Source organism: Geopseudomonas aromaticivorans, from assembly GCF_019097855.1.
Lineage (GTDB): Bacteria > Pseudomonadota > Gammaproteobacteria > Pseudomonadales > Pseudomonadaceae > Geopseudomonas > Geopseudomonas aromaticivorans.
Window position 1 is genome coordinate 65,126 of record NZ_JAHRGL010000017.1, and the last position, 16,148, is coordinate 81,273.

At 70.8% G+C, this 16,148-nt stretch carries 12 protein-coding genes; 8 read left to right on the top strand and 4 right to left on the bottom strand.

Translation table 11 applies throughout. The annotated features are described in order from the left end of the window. The first annotated feature begins 52 nt into the window (after positions 1-52). From KRX52_RS07500 to KRX52_RS07510, 3 genes are all read left to right on the top strand, one after another. Positions 53-694, top strand: a complete 642-nt coding sequence (locus KRX52_RS07500) for an MBL fold metallo-hydrolase (protein WP_217681113.1) — start codon at positions 53-55, stop codon at positions 692-694. Between the two features lie 92 nt (positions 695-786). After that, on the top strand, positions 787-1,488 hold the full coding sequence (locus tag KRX52_RS07505) for a YiaD family glycine zipper/OmpA-like lipoprotein (RefSeq protein WP_217681114.1): 702 nt from the start codon (positions 787-789) through the stop codon (positions 1,486-1,488). Positions 1,489-1,676: 188 nt separating this feature from the next. Next, positions 1,677-4,229, top strand: a complete 2,553-nt coding sequence (locus KRX52_RS07510; protein WP_217681115.1) for an insulinase family protein — start codon at positions 1,677-1,679, stop codon at positions 4,227-4,229. A gap of 4 nt (positions 4,230-4,233) precedes the next feature. Here KRX52_RS07510 and KRX52_RS07515 read toward each other — a convergent pair whose 3' ends face one another. Further along, a complete protein-coding gene (locus KRX52_RS07515) occupies positions 4,234-6,408 on the bottom strand; it encodes a dihydrolipoyl dehydrogenase family protein (protein WP_217681117.1) in 2,175 nt (724 codons plus the stop codon). 2 nt (positions 6,409-6,410) lie between these two features. Next, positions 6,411-7,382, bottom strand: a complete 972-nt coding sequence (gene arsS, locus KRX52_RS07520; RefSeq protein WP_217681118.1) for an arsenosugar biosynthesis radical SAM (seleno)protein ArsS — start codon at positions 7,380-7,382, stop codon at positions 6,411-6,413. A gap of 128 nt (positions 7,383-7,510) precedes the next feature. Here arsS and KRX52_RS07525 point away from each other — a divergent pair, with 128 nt between their 5' ends. Continuing rightward, positions 7,511-8,179, top strand: coding sequence for a TIGR04282 family arsenosugar biosynthesis glycosyltransferase (locus tag KRX52_RS07525; RefSeq protein WP_217681119.1), 669 nt, complete (start codon positions 7,511-7,513; stop codon positions 8,177-8,179). Further along, positions 8,172-8,858, top strand: a complete 687-nt coding sequence (locus KRX52_RS07530) for a glycosyltransferase (RefSeq protein WP_217681120.1) — start codon at positions 8,172-8,174, stop codon at positions 8,856-8,858. The genes KRX52_RS07525 and KRX52_RS07530 overlap by 8 nt, the downstream gene beginning before the upstream one ends. Positions 8,859-8,870: 12 nt before the next feature. On the opposite strand, the gene KRX52_RS07535 is transcribed toward KRX52_RS07530, so the two are convergent. Next, positions 8,871-9,806: an AEC family transporter gene (locus tag KRX52_RS07535; RefSeq protein ID WP_217681121.1), complete on the bottom strand. Its 936-nt coding sequence runs from the start codon at positions 9,804-9,806 to the stop codon at positions 8,871-8,873. A gap of 385 nt (positions 9,807-10,191) precedes the next feature. Here KRX52_RS07535 and KRX52_RS07540 point away from each other — a divergent pair, with 385 nt between their 5' ends. From KRX52_RS07540 to nahK, 3 genes are all read left to right on the top strand, one after another. Beyond that, on the top strand, positions 10,192-11,367 hold the full coding sequence (locus tag KRX52_RS07540; protein ID WP_217681122.1) for a porin: 1,176 nt from the start codon (positions 10,192-10,194) through the stop codon (positions 11,365-11,367). Positions 11,368-11,659: 292 nt separating this feature from the next. Next, positions 11,660-12,823 carry a nitric oxide-sensing protein NosP gene (nosP, locus tag KRX52_RS07545; RefSeq protein WP_217681123.1) on the top strand — a complete coding sequence of 388 codons (1,164 nt, stop codon included), beginning with the start codon at positions 11,660-11,662 and terminating at the stop codon, positions 12,821-12,823. Next, positions 12,753-15,392 (top strand): hybrid sensor histidine kinase/response regulator NahK/ErcS', encoded by a 2,640-nt coding sequence (gene nahK / locus KRX52_RS07550; protein ID WP_217681124.1) that lies wholly within the window; start codon positions 12,753-12,755, stop codon positions 15,390-15,392. Before nosP ends, nahK begins: the two co-directional genes overlap by 71 nt. A gap of 25 nt (positions 15,393-15,417) precedes the next feature. On the opposite strand, the gene KRX52_RS07555 is transcribed toward nahK, so the two are convergent. After that, the gene (locus tag KRX52_RS07555; RefSeq protein ID WP_217681125.1) at positions 15,418-16,095 is read right to left on the bottom strand and encodes a hypothetical protein; all 678 of its coding nucleotides are present in this window, start codon (positions 16,093-16,095) and stop codon (positions 15,418-15,420) included. Positions 16,096-16,148 lie beyond the last annotated feature (53 nt).

Consider the following 16,148-nt stretch of genomic DNA (forward strand, 5'->3'; position numbering starts at 1 on the left):
TTTCCGGCGCAGTGTGACAAAGTAGCGCCATCCACGATTCCGGAGCCCTGCCATGACCGCCCAGCCCGCGCTGATCCGCGAAACCTTCCCCGTCGGGCCGTTGCAGTGCAACTGCACCATCATCGGCGACCCGCTGACCAAGAAGGCCATCGTCGTCGATCCGGGTGGCGATCCGGAGCTGATCATGGCGCGCCTGGACAAGCACGGCCTCAAGGTGGTGAGCATCATCCACACCCATGCCCACCTCGATCACTTCCTCGCCGCCGGCGAGATGAAGAAGCGCACCGGGGCGAGCCTGCACCTGCACAAGGACGACCAGTTCCTCTGGGACGGCCTGGAGATGCAGTGCCGCATGTTCGGCGTGCCCTACACGCCGATGCCGGCGCCGGACCAGTGGTTGGCCGACGACGAGGAACTGGCCTGCGGCTGCGGCGTGGCGCTGCACACTCCGGGGCACACACCGGGCTCGATGAGCTTCTGGTTCGCCGAGGCCAAGCTGCTGATCGCCGGCGACACCCTGTTCCGCCGCGGCATCGGCCGCACCGACCTGTGGGGCGGCGACTACGCCACCATCGAACGCTCGATCAAACAGCGCCTGTATCGCCTCGACGAGGATGCGACCGTGATCACAGGTCACGGCCCGCAGACTACGCTGGGCGAGGAAATGCGCGAAAATCCGTTTATCCGTGCCTGAGGAGCAGGTCGGCGGGAATTTATTGCCGCCACTCGCCTCTAATGGCCAGATGCCTGCAACAGCGGGCCAGAATTGTTCAAGGAGAACCACCCATGAAACTGTCGCGTCGCCTGATCCTGACCGCTACCGCCCTGGCTGTGCTGAGCGGTTGTGCGCAGAACCCCTATGACCAGAGCGCCCAGACCGGCCAGACCGAGTCCACCGGCATGAGCAAGACCGCCAAGTACGGCGGCCTCGGCGCCCTGGCCGGTGCGGCCGCCGGTGCGCTGATCAGCCACGACAACCGCGGCCAGGGCGCGCTGATCGGCGCCGCCATCGGTGGCGCGAGCGGCGCCGGCTACGGCTACTACGCCGACAAGCAGGAAGCCCAGCTGCGCCAGCAGATGCAGGGCACCGGCGTGGAAGTGCAGCGCCAGGGCGACAACATCCAGCTGATCATGCCGGGCAACATCACCTTCGCCACCGACTCGGCGGACATCTCCAGCAGCTTCTACACCCCGCTGAACAACCTGGCCAACTCGTTCAAGCAGTACGACCAGAACAGCATCGAGATCGTCGGTCACACTGACAGCACCGGCGGCTACCAGCACAACATGGCGCTGTCCCAGCGTCGTGCGCAGAGCGTGGCCAACTACCTGGTCTCCCAGGGCGTCAACCCGAGCCGCGTGACCACCCGCGGTGCCGGTCCGGACCAGCCGGTGGCCAGCAACGCCAACGAGTCCGGTCGCCAGCAGAACCGTCGCGTGGAAGTGAACCTGCGTCCGCTGCCGGGTGCCCAGGGCACCCAGCAGTAATCCGCCGCGCCGGCCCGCGGCTGGCCTGGGCAGGAAAAGAAGGCGCTGCAGCGATGCGGCGCCTTTTTTCATGGCCGCGCGTCTGCCGGCAGTACTTTGGTCGCAATCGCCTGCGACCTGCGCAGGGTTGCCCGTCGGCGGGTGAGGCGGGATGCTGCTCTCTCCATCCCCCGCACAAGTTCAGGCCCATGGACTCCGACTTTCCGCAACTGGCGCACCGCACCCTGCAGCTGGACAACGGCGTGCGGGCCGCGCTGCTGCACGATGCCCAGGCCACCCGCGTGGCGCTGGCGGTCAGCGTGGCGGCCGGCAGTTTCCACGAGCCGCCGCAGTGGCCGGGGCTGGCGCACTTTCTCGAGCACAGCCTGTTTCTCGGCAGCGTCGGCCATCCCGAGGTCGGCGCCTTCGCCGACTACGTGCACGGCTGCGGCGGGCGCTACAACGCCCGCACCCTCGGCCTGCAGACCCTCTACTACCTGGAGGTGCCGGCGCGCGAGCTGGCGCCAGCGCTGCGCCGCCTGGTCGACCTGCTGGCCCGGCCGCTGCTGCTGGAAGGCCGCCTGCAGGCCGAGCGCGAGGTGCTCGAGGCCGAATACCGGGCGCGCTGCCAGGACGGCGACTGCCAGCTGCAGGGCGCCATCGCCGGCCAGCTGCACCCCGGACATCCCCTGGCGCGCTTCCATGCCGGCTCGCGCGACAGCCTCGATACGCAGAATCCCGACCTGCTCGCCGAACTGCGCGACTGGCATGCCCGCCACTACCGCGGCGCCAACCTGCGCCTGCTGGTCAGTGGGCCGCAGCCGCTGGACGAGCTGGAGCGCCGGGTGCGCGCGCTGGCCGGCTCATTGCCGGGCGGTGAACGACCCGCAGCGGCGCCCTGGGCGGACCTGTGGCCGGCCGGGCAGGGCGTGCTCGCGCTGACCCTGGAGCAGCCGCAGGCGCTGCGGCAGATGAGCCTGTGGTGGCCGCAGCGGCTGGCGGCGCAGCACGAGGACGAACTGTTGGCTCTGCTGCGCCAGGCCGTGACGCAACCGGCCGCCGGCGGCCTGCTGGGCGAGCTGCGTGCGCGTGGCTGGGCGCAGCAGCTGGAGGTCGACTGGCAACCCGCTGGCGGCGGCGAGGGCTTGCTGGGGCTGCGCATCACGCTGTTGGAGCGCGGCGGCGGGCAGGAGCAGGCCATCGCCGCGTTGTGCGCCGACTGGCTGCGGCGTTTCGCCGAAGACCCCGCGCTGCTGCCGGCGGCGGCGCAGTGGCAGGCCCTGCGCCGCGAGCAGGCCTGGCAGGAGGCCGAGCTGGCGCCGATGGAGCGCGCCGGCCTGTGGCTCGAGCGCTGGCAGCGCCACGGCGGCGAGACGTGGCAGCCGTGGCCGTTCGCGCCGCGCGCGCCCGCACAGTGGGTGCACGCGCTGGCGCCGTCGGTGCCGCCGCGGCTGATCGTGCAGTGCGCCCGCGAGCGAGTGGACGGCGGCGCGCTCACCCCCTGGTTTCCCGTGCGCGCCCATGCCGTGGCGCTGCCCGGCCTGCCGCCGCTGGCGGCGCCGCGCTGGCAGCGGCCGCCGGACAATCCCTTTCTGCTGCCGGTCGCCGCGGCGCCGATGGAGACCTGGCCGGCGGACTGGGCGCAGGCGGCGCCAGCCGCGCTGCTGCGTCCCGGCCACGCCGCGCTGCTGCTGGCCTGGCAGGTGGACGCCGGTATGGACACGGCCAGCCGGCTGCTGGCCGAGCTGGCCGAAGCGGCGCTGGCCGCGCAGTGGCAGCAGGCGCTGGCCGGCGCGGCGCAGCTGGGTCACGCCTGGCAGCCGCTGTCGCGTCCCGGCCAGCTGCGCTTCTGCCTGAGCGGGCCGGCCGCTGCCCTGCCGGCGGTGCTGCGCGGTCTGCTGGCGGTCCTGCGCAGCGGCGATGCCGCGGCCTGGCGCGCCGCCCTGCAGCGGCGCCATGCCGAGACGGCGCAGCAGTTGCTGCTGCGCCGTCTGCTCGCCCACCCGGCCACGCAGGGGCGCGTGCCGGCCGACGCGGCGGACGCCGGTGCGCTGCTGGAACGCTGGAGCGATGCTCAGCTGCGCCGGCAGCTGGAGGACTTCCTCGCCTCTGCACAGCTGCACGGCCGCGTGTTCGGCGGCGTGCCGGCCGGCGCCCGGGCGGCGCTGGACGGCTTGGGGCAGCCGCTGGCCGGTGCGCCGCCAGTGGCCGCCGCGCCCTGGTGCGGCGGCGAGCAGGTGCAGTGCCTGCACCTCGGCGGCAGCGAGCAGGCGGTGCTGTTGCGCCTGCTGGCGCCGCCCGCAGACCCCGCGCTGGAAGCCGCTTGGCGGGTGCTGGCGCTGCTGCAGCAGGGCGCCTTCTACCAATCCCTGCGCGTCGAGCAGGGGCTGGGCTATGCGCTGTTCAGTCGCTTCCACGCCGGCGCGGACGGCGCCGAACTGCAGTTCGGTGTGCAGTCGCCGCATGCCGATGCCGCGCGGCTGCAGCAGGCCCTGCGTGCCTTCATCGAGGAGGACCGCGCGGGCCTGGCGACGCTGAGCGTCGAACGCCTGGAGCAGGCGCGCCGCGCCGCGCTGGACGCTCTGGCCGGCACCGGCAGCCGCCGCGAGCGTCTGCAGCGCGCCTGTACGGACTGGCTGGGCGGGCAGGATCCGCGCTATCCGGCGAAGGTGGGCGAGGCGCTGCAGCGTCAGGACGTGGCCAGCCTGCAGCGCGCCGCCGCCGCGCTGGGCGACGCCGAGTGGCGCTGGCTGTCGAGTTAGTCGCTCACACCACCGGCGGCTCATGCCGCGCCGGGCCGCGGCGGCCGCGCTGCCAGCGCTGCAGCCCCTTCAGCACGCGCAGCAGGCGCGGCGAAACGTGCGCCCGCTGCCAGGCGCCGGCGGCGTACTGGTTGGCTTCGGCCAGGGTCGGGTAGATGTGCAGGGTGCCCAGCACCTGCTTGAGGCCATGGCCGTGCCGCATCGCCGCGACGAATTCGCCGAGCAGGTCGCCGGCGTGTTCGCCGACGAGGGTGACGCCGAGGATGCGGTCGCGCCCCGGCACGCTCAGCACCTTGACGAAGCCGCTGGCCGCCTCGTCGGCGATGGCGCGGTCCAGCTCGGCCAGGTCGAAGCGGGTGACCTCGACGGCGATGCCCTGCGTCCGCGCCTCCTGCTCGTTGAGGCCGACCCGCGCCACTTCCGGTTCGGTGAAGGTGGCCCAGGGAATCACCCGGTAGTCGGCCTTGAAGCGCCAGAAGCGCCCGAACAGCGCGTTGAGCGCGGCGTACTTGGCCTGATGGGCAGCGACATGGGTGAACTGCCAGGGTCCGGTGACGTCGCCGACCGCGTAGATGTTGGGAAAGCGCGTGGCCAGGTACTCGTCGGTTTCCAGGGTGCCGTTGGCGCGCAGGGCCAGCCCCAGCGTTTCGGCGCCGAAGCCGCTCACGTTGGCCACCCGGCCCAGCGCCAGCAGCACCCGGTCGAAGCCCAGCAGCACTTCCGCCCCGCCGGCCTGGTCGTGGCACACCAGGCGCCGCCCGCCGTCGAGCGCCTCGAAACGCAGCGCCTGATGGCGCAGGCGCAGGTCGACGCCGTCCGCGACCAGAGCCGCCTGCACCGCCGCGCTGGCCTCCGGGTCTTCGCGCAGCAGCAGGCGCTCGGCCATTTCCACCAGCGTCACCCGGCAGCCCAGGCGCTGGAAGGCCTGCGCCAGCTCGCAGCCAAGCGGTCCGCCGCCCAGCACCAGCAGGCGCTGCGGGCGCTGGCGCAGGCTCCAGACGGTGTCCGAGGTCAGCGGCTCGACCCGCTCCAGGCCGGGGATCTCCGGCAACAGCGGGTGGGCGCCGGTGGCGATGACGATGGCGCGCGCGGTCAGGCGGCGGCCGGCGACTTCCACCGCCCACGGCGAGACGAGGCGCGCCTCGCCGTGGAGCACCTCGACGCCCAGGTCGCGGTAGCGCTCGGCCGAGTCGTGCGGCTCGATGCGGCCGATCACCCGCTGCACCCGCTCCATCACCGCGGCGAAGTCCGCCTCGCCGCTGGCGCGCCAGCCCAGCGACGCGGCCTTGCGCAGCTCACTGGCGACCCGCGCCGAGCGCAGCAGCGCCTTGGACGGCACGCAGCCGCGGTTCAGGCAGTCGCCGCCCATCTGGCCCTTCTCGATCAGCGTCACCCGCGCCTGCAGGGCGGCGGCGAGGTAGGCGCTGACCAGGCCGCCGGAACCAGCGCCGATCACCACCAGGTTACGCTCGAAGTGCCGCGGCCGCTGCCAGCCGGCATACACCCGGCGGGCCTTGAGGCGCTCCAGCAGGAGGCGGGCCAGCAGGGGGAACAGGCCGAGCAGGGCGAAGGCACCGAGTAGGCCGGGGGAGAGGATGCCGGCCAGGCTGTCCAGCCGGCCCAGCTCGCGGCCGGCGTTCACGTAGACCAGGGTGCCCGGCAGCATGCCGAGCTGGCTGACCCAGGCGAAGGTGCGCAGCGGCAGGCGGGTCAGGCCCATGGCCAGGTTGATCAGGAAGAACGGAAAGGCCGGCACCAGGCGCAGGGCGAACAGGTAGAAGGCGCCGTCGCGGGCGATGCCACGGTCGATGGCGGCCAGGCGCGGGCCGAAGCGCCGCTGCACCCAGTCGCGCAGCACGAAGCGGCTGCTGAGCATGGCCAGGCAGGCGCCGAGGGTGGAGGCCAGGGACACCAGCACGCTGCCCGCGAGCAGGCCGAACAGTGCGCCGGCCACCAGGCTCAGCAGCGCCGCGCCGGGCAGCGACAGCGCGGTGGTCGCGACGTAGACCAGCAGGAACAGCCCGGCCGCACGCCACGGCCGGGCGGCGACCTGCGCCTCCAGCGCCGCCTGCTCGGCCTTGAGCCGGGCGAGGTCGAGGTACTGGCCGAGATCGAAGACGAAGAACAGCGCGACCAGCGCCAGCAGCAGGCCGAGCAGCGCCAGCCGGCGGCGGTCCACGCTCAGGCCTTGAGCGCGCCGCCGCAGCTCGAGCCCTGGCCGGCGGTGCAGGCGTAGCAGTGGTCGCGGGTGACGATGGGGTTGCCGTCGAGCTCGGCGTTGAGCAGGTCGCGCAGGTGGGCGCGCTCGCGGCCGAGCAGCCCCGGCAGCTGCAGCGGCAGGCCGAGCATCTGGTTGAAGTCGCAGTCGTACAGGTAGCCCTGCCAGTCGACGCTGAGCAGGCGGCGGCACATCAGCGCGTCGAGGTTTTCCGCGCGGTAGCTGTCGCGCAGCAGTTGCAGGTAGGCGGCGAACTGGCCGTGGCTGACCAGGGTGCTGCCGAAGCGGGCGATCGGCTGGTTGGTGAGGGTCAGCAGGTGGTCGAAGTGGATGTCGAACTCCGCGGCCAGGTGCGCCTTGTAGTCGGCCTCCAGCTGCGCCTGCGGCGGCGGCAGGCTCGGCCCCTGCGGGTTGTAGACCAGATTGAGCAGCAGCGCGCCGCCGCGGCCGTAGCCCAGGGCATTGAGCTGACGCAGGGCGGCGATGCTGCGCGCGAACACGCCGTCACCGCGCTGGCGGTCGACGTTGTCCCGGCCGTAGCAGGGCAGCGAGGCGCAGATCTCGACGGCCTCGGCGGCGAGAAACTCGGCCAGATCCGCCTGTCCGGGTTCGTTGAGGATGGTCAGGTTGCAGCGGTCGATCACCCGGCGCCCGGCGCGGCGGGCATGGCGGACGATCTGCCGGAAGCGCGGGTGCAGCTCGGGCGCGCCGCCGGTCAGGTCGAGGGTGTGCAGCGGAAGGCTGTCGAGCAGCTGGCGCAGGAACGCCACGTTGGCGTCGTCCATGCTCTCGTGGCGCGTCGGCCCGGCGTTGACGTGGCAGTGCAGGCAGCGCTGGTTGCAGCGGTAGGTCAGGTTGACCTGCAGGGCTTCCAGCGTGCCGCGGCGCAGGGCGGGAAAGTCCAGGGCGTTGAGCAGCGGCAGGGTGGCGTGCATGGTGGACGGGTCCCGGCGCGGGCAGGATGGGTGCTGCAAGGATAGACCCTGTCGCGGCATTCGCCCGGCGGCTTGCGCGCCGCTGACGACCGGCTGTACTGAAGGGGGACTCACGGAGGGCGACGGCCATGACCGAGCGCGATCTGCCGACCCTGGTGCTGCTGTGCAAGCGTCCGGCGCCCGGCCACGGCAAGCAGCGACTGGCGGCCAGCCTCGGCGCCGAGGCCGCCTGTGCGGTGGCGCAGGCGCTGCTCGACTGCGCGCTGGAAGATCTGGCGCACTGGCCGGGGCCGCGGGTGCTCGCCCCGGATCGCCCGGCGGATGGCGACTGGGCGCGCCGACAGGCGGCGGCGACGGGCTGTCTGGTACAGCCGCCGGGCAACCTCGGCGAGCGGCTGAACGCGCTGGATCGCCGCCTGCGCGCCGCCGGGCATCGGCAACTGATCTTCATCGGCAGCGATGCCCCGGCCCTGGGCGCGCAGCACTACCACGCGGTGAGCGCGGCACTGCAGGTGCACGACGCCGTGCTGCTGGCCGCGCGCGACGGCGGCGTGGTGCTGCTGGCCGCCGGCCGGCCATGGCCGGACCTCGCCGCGCTGCCGTGGAGCACGCCGCGCCTCGGCGCGGCGCTGGCCGCTGCCTGCCGGGACGCCGGCTGGCGCGTCGGCCTCTGCGGCGAATCCTTCGATATCGACCGCGAGGCCGACCTCGCCTGGGCGCAGCGCGAACTGGCCGCCGACCCGCGCCCGGCGCGCCGCCGCCTGCTGGCCTGCCTGGCGGCGCTTGGCCGTGGCTGAGCTGGGCGTCAGCGTGATCATCCCCTGCTGGCACGACGAGGCGTGTCTGGCGCGGCTGCTCGGCCAGCTGGCGGCCTGCGCGCCGCCGCTGCAGGTGGTGGTGGTCGATGCCGCGCAGAGCGAGGCATGCCGGGCCCTGTGCCGGCAGCACGGGGCGCTGTGGCTGGCGTCGCGGCCCTGCCGCGGCGCGCAGCTGCGCCAGGGCGCGGCCCAGGCCAGCCACGAGGCGCTGTGGTTCCTGCATGCCGACGCCGAGCTGTGCGGCGATCCGCTCGGCGCTCTACGCGCGGCGCTGGGCGCGGGGGCCGTGGGCGGCTGTTTCGCCTTCCGCTTTGCCGGCGCGCCGCCCTGGCAGGGACGCCTGCTGGCGTGGCTGGTCAACCGGCGCACTCGCTTCGGCACGCCCTACGGCGACCAGGGCCTGTTCGCCCGGCGCGGCGCCTATCTCGCCGCCGGCCAGCATGCGCCCTGGCCGCTGTTCGAGGAGGTGCCGCTGGTTGGCGGCCTGCGCCGCCTCGGCGCGTTCCGCCGGCTGGGACCGGGGGTGCTGGTCGACCCGCGCCGCTGGCTGCGCGACGGCTGGTGGCGGCGCTCGCTGCGCAACCGCCTGCTGGCGCTGGGCTTCGCCCTCGGCGTGCCGGTCGAGCGGCTGGCGCGTGGCTATCGGTCGCGCGTCTAGCCGCACCGGCCACTAGATCCCCAGGATCCCCAGCAGCGCGCTCATGGTGAGGAAGGACAGCGCCGTCGCCGTGACCAGCGCCGTGGAGCAGCGGTTCTCCAGGCCGTACTGCTGACCGAGCAACGGGAAGATGCTCATCATCGGCGCGCTGGCGAACAGCAGGGCGGCGACCTTGAGGGTGGGGTCGGGCGACGGCACCAGGCTGAAGGCGACGTACACCGCCAGCGGGTGCAGCAGCAGCTTGCCCAGGGCCACCTGGCTGACCTCGGCCAGCATGCCGCCGGGCTTGAGCCCGTACAGCGTGCCGCCGATGGCGAACAGCGCCGCCGGCGCCGAAGCCTGGGCGAGCAGCTCGACGCTGTGCAGCAGGATCGGCGGCAGGCGCAGCTCCAGCAGCGACAGGCTCAGGCCGGCCAGCATGGCCAGCAGCAGCGGGTTGCGCGCCAGGCGGCGCGCGGTCTGCGCCACCACCTGGCGCGCGCCGCCACCGCTCTGTCGGCCGGCCTCGGCCAGCGCCAGCGCCAGCGGGATCATCAGCAGGCTCTCCACCAGCATGCCCAGCGCCATGGGGATCGCCGCGGCCGTCGGACCGATGACCATGGCGGCCACCGGGTAGCCGATGAAGCCGCTGTTGGAGGCCGACATGCCCAGCCCGGCCATGGCCGAACCCTGCAGGTTGTCGCCGCGCAGCCAGCGCGACAGCGCAAAGCCCACCGCGAATACCGCCAGCGAGGCCAGCCCGTAGGCCAGCAGGTAGCCGGGCTTGATCACCTCCTCGAACGGCCGGGTGACCAGGGCGTGGATCAGCAGGGCGGGCAGGGCGAAATGGATGACGAAGCTGCCGATGCCGCGGATCTGCTCGCGGCTGAGCAGGCCGCAGCGCGCGGACAGGAAACCGAGGCCGATGATGATGAAGATGGGCGTGGTGATGGTGAGGATGTCGAGCATGGGGGATCCGGCGGGGTGGCCACCTGCCGGGCAGGGGGCGAAAGGGGCAGGCGCCGGCCCAGGCCGCGCGGCCAGGGCCGCGCCCATTATCCGCAGCGCGTCGCGCCGGGCGAAAGGTGGCCTGAGCAATTCGCCCGCTTTCCGTGCGATCAGCGAACGGAAAGTTTCCAAAATCCGCGCGCTTACATCCAAAGCATCATAAGGCCTGCAGGAGTAGCACGACTTCCGGCCACCCGGGATGAGCGGCTTTGGGCGCGCGCCGTATGGGCCTGCCAAAGCACAAGGCATCCGGCGCTTGCGCAGAATACGGGCGCTACCGGCCGTCTCCGGATAATCGGCGCGACTGTTGGATCAGGCAGTCGTCCTGACGCAAGCGGAGACAAAGATGAACAACAAGAACAAAGCCTGCTATTCCCTGCTGGCCGCTGCCACTGCCCTGGCATTCAGCCTGCCGGCGGCCGCCGAAATCGTGCTGTACGACAAGAATGACACCACCTTCTCGACCGACGGCTACTTCAACACCTTCTACGTCAACAGCGACGTCGATCGTGCCGGCGAGCAATTCGACCGCACCCAGTCGCGGGTCAAGATGGGCTTTCTGCCCAACTACATCGGCTTCAACTTCGGCAAGCAGGTCGACGACCTCAAGCTCGGCGGCCGCGCCTCGTTTTGGGTGACCATCAACGACAGCGAGACCAACGGCACCGCCACCGACATCGACGTGCGCCAGTTCTACGCCACCGCGGCCAACGCCGAGTGGGGCGAAGTGCTGTTTGGCAAGGACTTCGGCCTGTTCGCCCGCTCCAACATCCTGCTCGACGAAATGCTCACCGGCTACGGCCAGGTCAGCGACACCCTCGGCCTGGTGGATGGCGGCGGCGTGTCCTTCGGCAACATCGGCACCGGCTACCCGTATCCGTTCCCGACCTCGCAGATCACCTACCGCTCGCCGCTGATGAGCGGCCTGCGCGTCGCCGCCGGCATCATGGACCCGGTGGACACCAACGAAGACACCAGCTCCGCCCTCGACAAGGCGTACCAGGAGGCCCCGCGCTTCGAAACCGAGATCACCTACCAGTTCGAAGTCGGCGGCGCGCAGATCTTCTCCTGGGTCAACGGCATGCAGCAGAGTTCGGAAAACACCGACAACACCATCGAGGACGTCGACTCCTCCGGCGTCGGCTACGGCGTGCAGGCCAAGATGGGCAACCTGTCGCTGACCGCGTCCGGCTTCCAGGCCGAGGGCATCAACCCGTTCTTCACCAACAACGCCGGCGAGGCGCTGCTGCGCGAAGTCGACAGCGACGGTTACCTGCTGCAGGGCTCCTACCGCTTCGGCAAGAACCGCGTCGCGCTGTCCTACGGCAAGACCAAGGACGACGGCAACGGCCTGGGCAGTGCCGCCGACTACCAGACCCGCGGCATCGCGCTGTTCCACGACGTCAATGCCAACCTCAAGCTGGTCGCCGAGCTGAACCAGTTCGAGATCGAGGGCAAGGACAGCAATGCGCTCGACGAGGACACCCGCACCTTCGCTGTCGGTGCGGCGCTGAGCTTCTAAGGCCGCCAGTCACGGCCTGGGGGAGGGTGGAAAACGACCGTGGGTCTTTTCCACCTGGCGCGTCGCGGTGGAAAAAACGTCGAGCGGGTTTTCCATCCTCCAGGCGGTGTCCGATCGAGGCGGGGTAGGCGGGCGGGGAAACGACCGTGGGGTCTTTTCCTGCCGCCGCGCCCCGGACTCTCAATGCGCTACCCCCAAAGACGCAGGCCGGCAGTACCCAAGTAGCATTAACTGCCCGCCGCGACCTTCCTAGAATCACCCAGTCTGTGTGTTCTGCCGGTCCGGAGGCGACGTGGAAGAAGATCTGAACGACGTCGTCCGCATGGCCCTTTCCGAGTCGACCGATGCGGAAAGCGTGGCCCAGGACCTGGCCCGCCAGCTGATGCACCCGCACCTAGGTTGCGTGCTGTTCTTCTGCAGCGCCGAATACGACCTGCCCGCGCTGGCCAATGCTCTGGAGCAGTACTTTGGCGGCGTGCGCCTGGTCGGCTGCACCACCGCCGGCGAGATCACCCCGCAGGGCTACGGCCGCGGCTGCGTCAGCGCCATCGGCTTCGACCATCGCAGCTTTTCCATCGCCGCCGCGCGCATCGACGCGCTGGACAGCTTCAGCCTGCTCGACGCCCAGCAGGTGGTCGCCCAACTGGCCGAGGAGTGCCGCGGCAGCAGCCGCGAACCGATCAGCGGCCACAGCTTCGCCCTGACGTTGCTCGACGGCCTGTCCAGCCGCGAGGAGCTGGTGCTCTCCGCGCTGAACGCCGCCTTCGGGCGCATCCCCCACTTCGGCGGCTCGGCCGGCGACGACAACTACCTGACGCGCACCCACGTCTACCACGACGGCCGCTTCCACACCGGCGCCGCGGTGGTGGTGCTGGTGCACACCGCGCTGGATTTCGAGGTGTTCACCACCCACCACATCCAGCCGCTGGACGAGAAGCTGGTGGTCACCGCCGCCGATCCGGCCAGCCGCACCGTGTTCGAACTCAATGCCGAGCCGGCGGCGCTGGAATACGCGCGCCTGCTCGGTGTCGATCCGCGGCAGCTCGACCTCGAGACCTTCGCCCTGCACCCGCTGGCGGTGCGCCTCGGCGAGCAGCACTACGTGCGCTCGATCCAGCGGGTCAATCCCGACCTCAGCCTGACCTTCTACTGCGCGGTGGAGAACGGCATCGTCCTCACCGCCATGCAGCCCGGGCCGCTGCTGCCCAACCTGCGGGCGCTGTTCGACGGCCTCGAACAGCGCCTCGGCCCGCTGCTGCTGACCATCGGCTGCGACTGTTTCCTGCGCCGCATGGAGGTGGAAGCGCGCGGCCTGGTCGCCGACACCGCCGGCCTGCTGGTCCGCCACCGCGTGATCGGCTTCAACACCTACGGGGAGCAGTTCAATGGCATGCACATCAACCAGACCTTCACCGGCGTCGCCATCGGCCGACCCGGACGGGGCCTGTGCCGCTGAGCTGCGCGTCCGGCTCGCCGAGCTGGAAGCGCGCAACCTCAAGCTGGAGCGGATCAACGCCGCGCTGATCGAGCGCGTCGAGTCCGCCGGCCCGCAGGGCGCCGACGCCTACGCCGCCTTCCAGCACTCGGTGGTGCTCGCCGAGCAGGTGCGCGAGCGCACCGACGCGCTGAACCGGGCGATGACCGAGCTGCAGACCAGCAACGCGCTGCTCAGCGAGGCGCGCGGCCGCGCCGAGACCGCCCACCAGCACCTGATCGACGCCATCGAGAGCATCTCCGACGCCTTCGTGCTGTTCGACGCCGGGCAGCGCATCCTGCTGTTCAACCGCCGCTTCCAGGCGCTGTGGGGCGACCTGCAGGGCCGCATCCGCCGTGGCATGCGCCTGACCGAGGTCAAGCGCCTGGCGATCAGTTCCGGGCTGGTGGTCGAGGAACACGGCGGCGCCGAGCAGGAGCGCACCCTCTATCGTCTGCACGACGGCCGCTGGGTGCAGGTCAGCGAACGGCCGACCCGCGAGGGCGGCCTGGTGATCCTCTACACCGACATCACCGAGGTGAAGGTCCACGAGACCGCGCGCCGCGAACAGGCGGTGGCGCAGAAGTCGCGCCTGCTGCAGCGCACCATGGACAACCTGTCCCAGGGCGTCGCGGTGATCAACGCCGAGGGCGAGCTGGAGCTGTGGAACGGCCGCTTCCTCGAACTCGGCGGCCTGGCGCCGCTGGAGGCGCACCGGCCGTTCGCCGAGGTGATGGCCGACAGCGAGCTGGAGCTGCTCACCCCGGACAGTTGCGACGAGCGCGGCCGCCCGCTGCGCGAGCGCGAACAGCGCCTGAGCGACGGCCGCGTGCTCGAGGTGCGCACCCACCCGATGCCGGCCGGCGGCTACGTCAACACCTACACCGACATCACCGAGCGCTACCGCTACGCCGAGACCCTGCGCGAGAGCGAGCGCTGGGTGCGCCTGATCACCGACCAGGTACCGGCGCTGATCGCCTACATCAGCGGCGACCTCACCTACGAATTCACCAACCGCGTCTACGACGAGTGGTACAGCTGGCCGCGCGGCGCCATGCTCGGCCAGGCCATGCGCAGCGTGCACAGCGAGGAGCACTTCCGCCTGCTCGAGCCGTACATCGAGCGCGCCTTCGCCGGCGAGAACGTCACCTTCGAGGTGGCCGAGCGCAACCAGGCCGGCCAGGAGCGCTACATGCTGCGTTCCTACGTGCCCAACCGCCAGCCGGGCGGCGAGGTGCTCGGCATCTTCGTGCTGATCCGCGACATCACCGAGCGCCGGCGCACCGCCGAGGCGCTGCACCAGGCCTACCAGAACCTCGAGCGCCGGGTGCGCGAGCGCACCGCCGAACTGACCGCGGTGAACAGCCAGCTACGCGAGGAGATCGACGAGCGCGCGCGCGCCGAGGCGCGCCTGCGCGAGGCCAAGCGCGAAGCCGAACAGGCCAACCTGTCGAAGACCAAGTTCCTCGCCGCGGTCAGCCACGATCTGTTGCAGCCGCTGAACGCCGCACGGCTGTTCACCAGCGCGCTGCTCGAACAGCCGGTGCCGGCGCCCAGCGCCGGGCTGATCCGCAACGTCAGCAACTCGCTGGAGGACGTGGAAAGCCTGCTCGGCACCCTGGTCGACGTCTCCAAGCTGGACGCCGGGGTGATCAAGCCCGACGTCGGCGCCTTCGCCATCGCCGACCTGCTCGACAACCTCGCCGCCGAATACCACCAGATCGCCGCCAGCGAAGGGCTGAGTCTCGACTTCGTGCCCTGTTCGGCGCTGGTCAAGAGCGACACCCAGCTGCTGGCGCGGGTGCTGCGCAACTTCCTCAGCAACGCCATCCGCTACACCGCCAGCGGCCGCGTGCTGCTCGGCTGCCGGCGGCGTCCCGGCGGGCTGTCCATCGAAGTGTGGGACACCGGCGCCGGCATCGCCCCGGACAAGCTCGGCGAGATCTTCCAGGAGTTCAAGCGCGGCGCCCCGGTGCGCGCCACCCAGGACCGCGGCCTCGGTCTCGGCCTGGCCATCGTCGAGAAGATCGTGCGCATGCTCGGCCACCGCATCCGCGTGCATTCGCGCGAGGGCATCGGCTCCTGCTTCGCCGTCGAGGTGCCCTACGCGCGCAGCGTGGCGCGCCCGCGCGAGCAGAGCGAACTGCCGCCGCCGCCCGGCGAGCACCTGCAGGGCGCGCGGGTCTGGGTGGTCGACAACGATGCGGCGATCTGCGCCGGCATGCGCACCCTGCTGGAGGGCTGGGGCTGCGACGTGGTCACCGCGCTGTCCGGCGACGACCTGGCCCGCCAGGTGGACACCGTGCAGGGCGTGGCCGACATCCTGGTCGTCGACTACCACCTCGACAACGGCCACACCGGCGCCGACCTAGTGCAGGAACTCAACGCCCGGCGCAGCGCGCCGCTGCCGGTGCTGATGATCACCGCCAACTACAGCAACGACCTCAAGCTGCAGATGCGCGAACTCGGCCAGGTGCTGATGCACAAGCCGGTGCGGCCGATGAAGCTGAAGACGGCGATGAGTCATCTGGTGGAGCGGGGGCGTGGGTAGGCTGGTTGGGATTGCGTCGAGTGACTCAGGTCGGTTGGGATATGACCCTCAACTCAGGGCATACCGGACAGGCGAAGGCATATAGCGCAGCTTCGCCGAGGAAGAACGGGATTTGGTCGAGAAAGTGGAAGGGTCCGTTCCAGTTTTCGTAGCCGATACCGACGATATGTGTCATGTGCCTGCCGCAAGAACACTTCACTTCCTCGGGCGCATCCAGCCACAAGGGGGAGCCCATGACTCTGAAAACGACGCTGCCACCGAGAAAGTCGTCGGTATTTCTCCAGTATGAATCTTCATCAAGGGGAAGCTCCGCTGGCTGGAGCTCTCTCAAGGCGATCCTGGTCTCCGGCAAGGGGGTTGGAAATCGGTCTTCCTCGGGGAGTGTGTAGCACTCGTTCGAGGTCTTGTGGACGAGCCACACCGTTTTCGATTCTTCATCGAATCTGTAAACCTGCTCCTCCACCCAGAGATCGCTGTTGATGTAGCTGCATACCGGCAGCTCGTATCGGTGTTTGGCGGCCATTGCAGAAAGCCGAGGGTCGGTCAGATCGAGCACAAGCAGCAAGGCAGGCCCGTCCTCGAGCGGCTGCGGATCGATCACCTTCCAGGAGGAGCCGCCGAAGCGGTGGTTGTAAGACGATTGCTCGCCAACCTCAACGGCATATCCTGCGGGATATCGGTAATTCAAGCCAAACTTGCTCATTCAGTGTGCTCTCCCTGTTTGGTTCGATTCCTGCCATAGCCGTCCGGGGCATG

Coding starts and splice junctions, on each gene's coding strand:
- arsS (WP_217681118.1), bottom strand. CDS start 7,382: ATGCACGCCACCCTGCCGCTGCTCAACGCCCTGGACTTTCCCGCCCTG.
- KRX52_RS07525 (WP_217681119.1), top strand. CDS start 7,511: ATGACCGAGCGCGATCTGCCGACCCTGGTGCTGCTGTGCAAGCGTCCG.
- KRX52_RS07510 (WP_217681115.1), top strand. CDS start 1,677: ATGGACTCCGACTTTCCGCAACTGGCGCACCGCACCCTGCAGCTGGAC.
- KRX52_RS07540 (WP_217681122.1), top strand. CDS start 10,192: ATGAACAACAAGAACAAAGCCTGCTATTCCCTGCTGGCCGCTGCCACT.
- KRX52_RS07500 (WP_217681113.1), top strand. CDS start 53: ATGACCGCCCAGCCCGCGCTGATCCGCGAAACCTTCCCCGTCGGGCCG.
- nahK (WP_217681124.1), top strand. CDS start 12,753: ATGGCATGCACATCAACCAGACCTTCACCGGCGTCGCCATCGGCCGAC.
- KRX52_RS07505 (WP_217681114.1), top strand. CDS start 787: ATGAAACTGTCGCGTCGCCTGATCCTGACCGCTACCGCCCTGGCTGTG.
- KRX52_RS07535 (WP_217681121.1), bottom strand. CDS start 9,806: ATGCTCGACATCCTCACCATCACCACGCCCATCTTCATCATCATCGGC.
- KRX52_RS07555 (WP_217681125.1), bottom strand. CDS start 16,095: ATGAGCAAGTTTGGCTTGAATTACCGATATCCCGCAGGATATGCCGTT.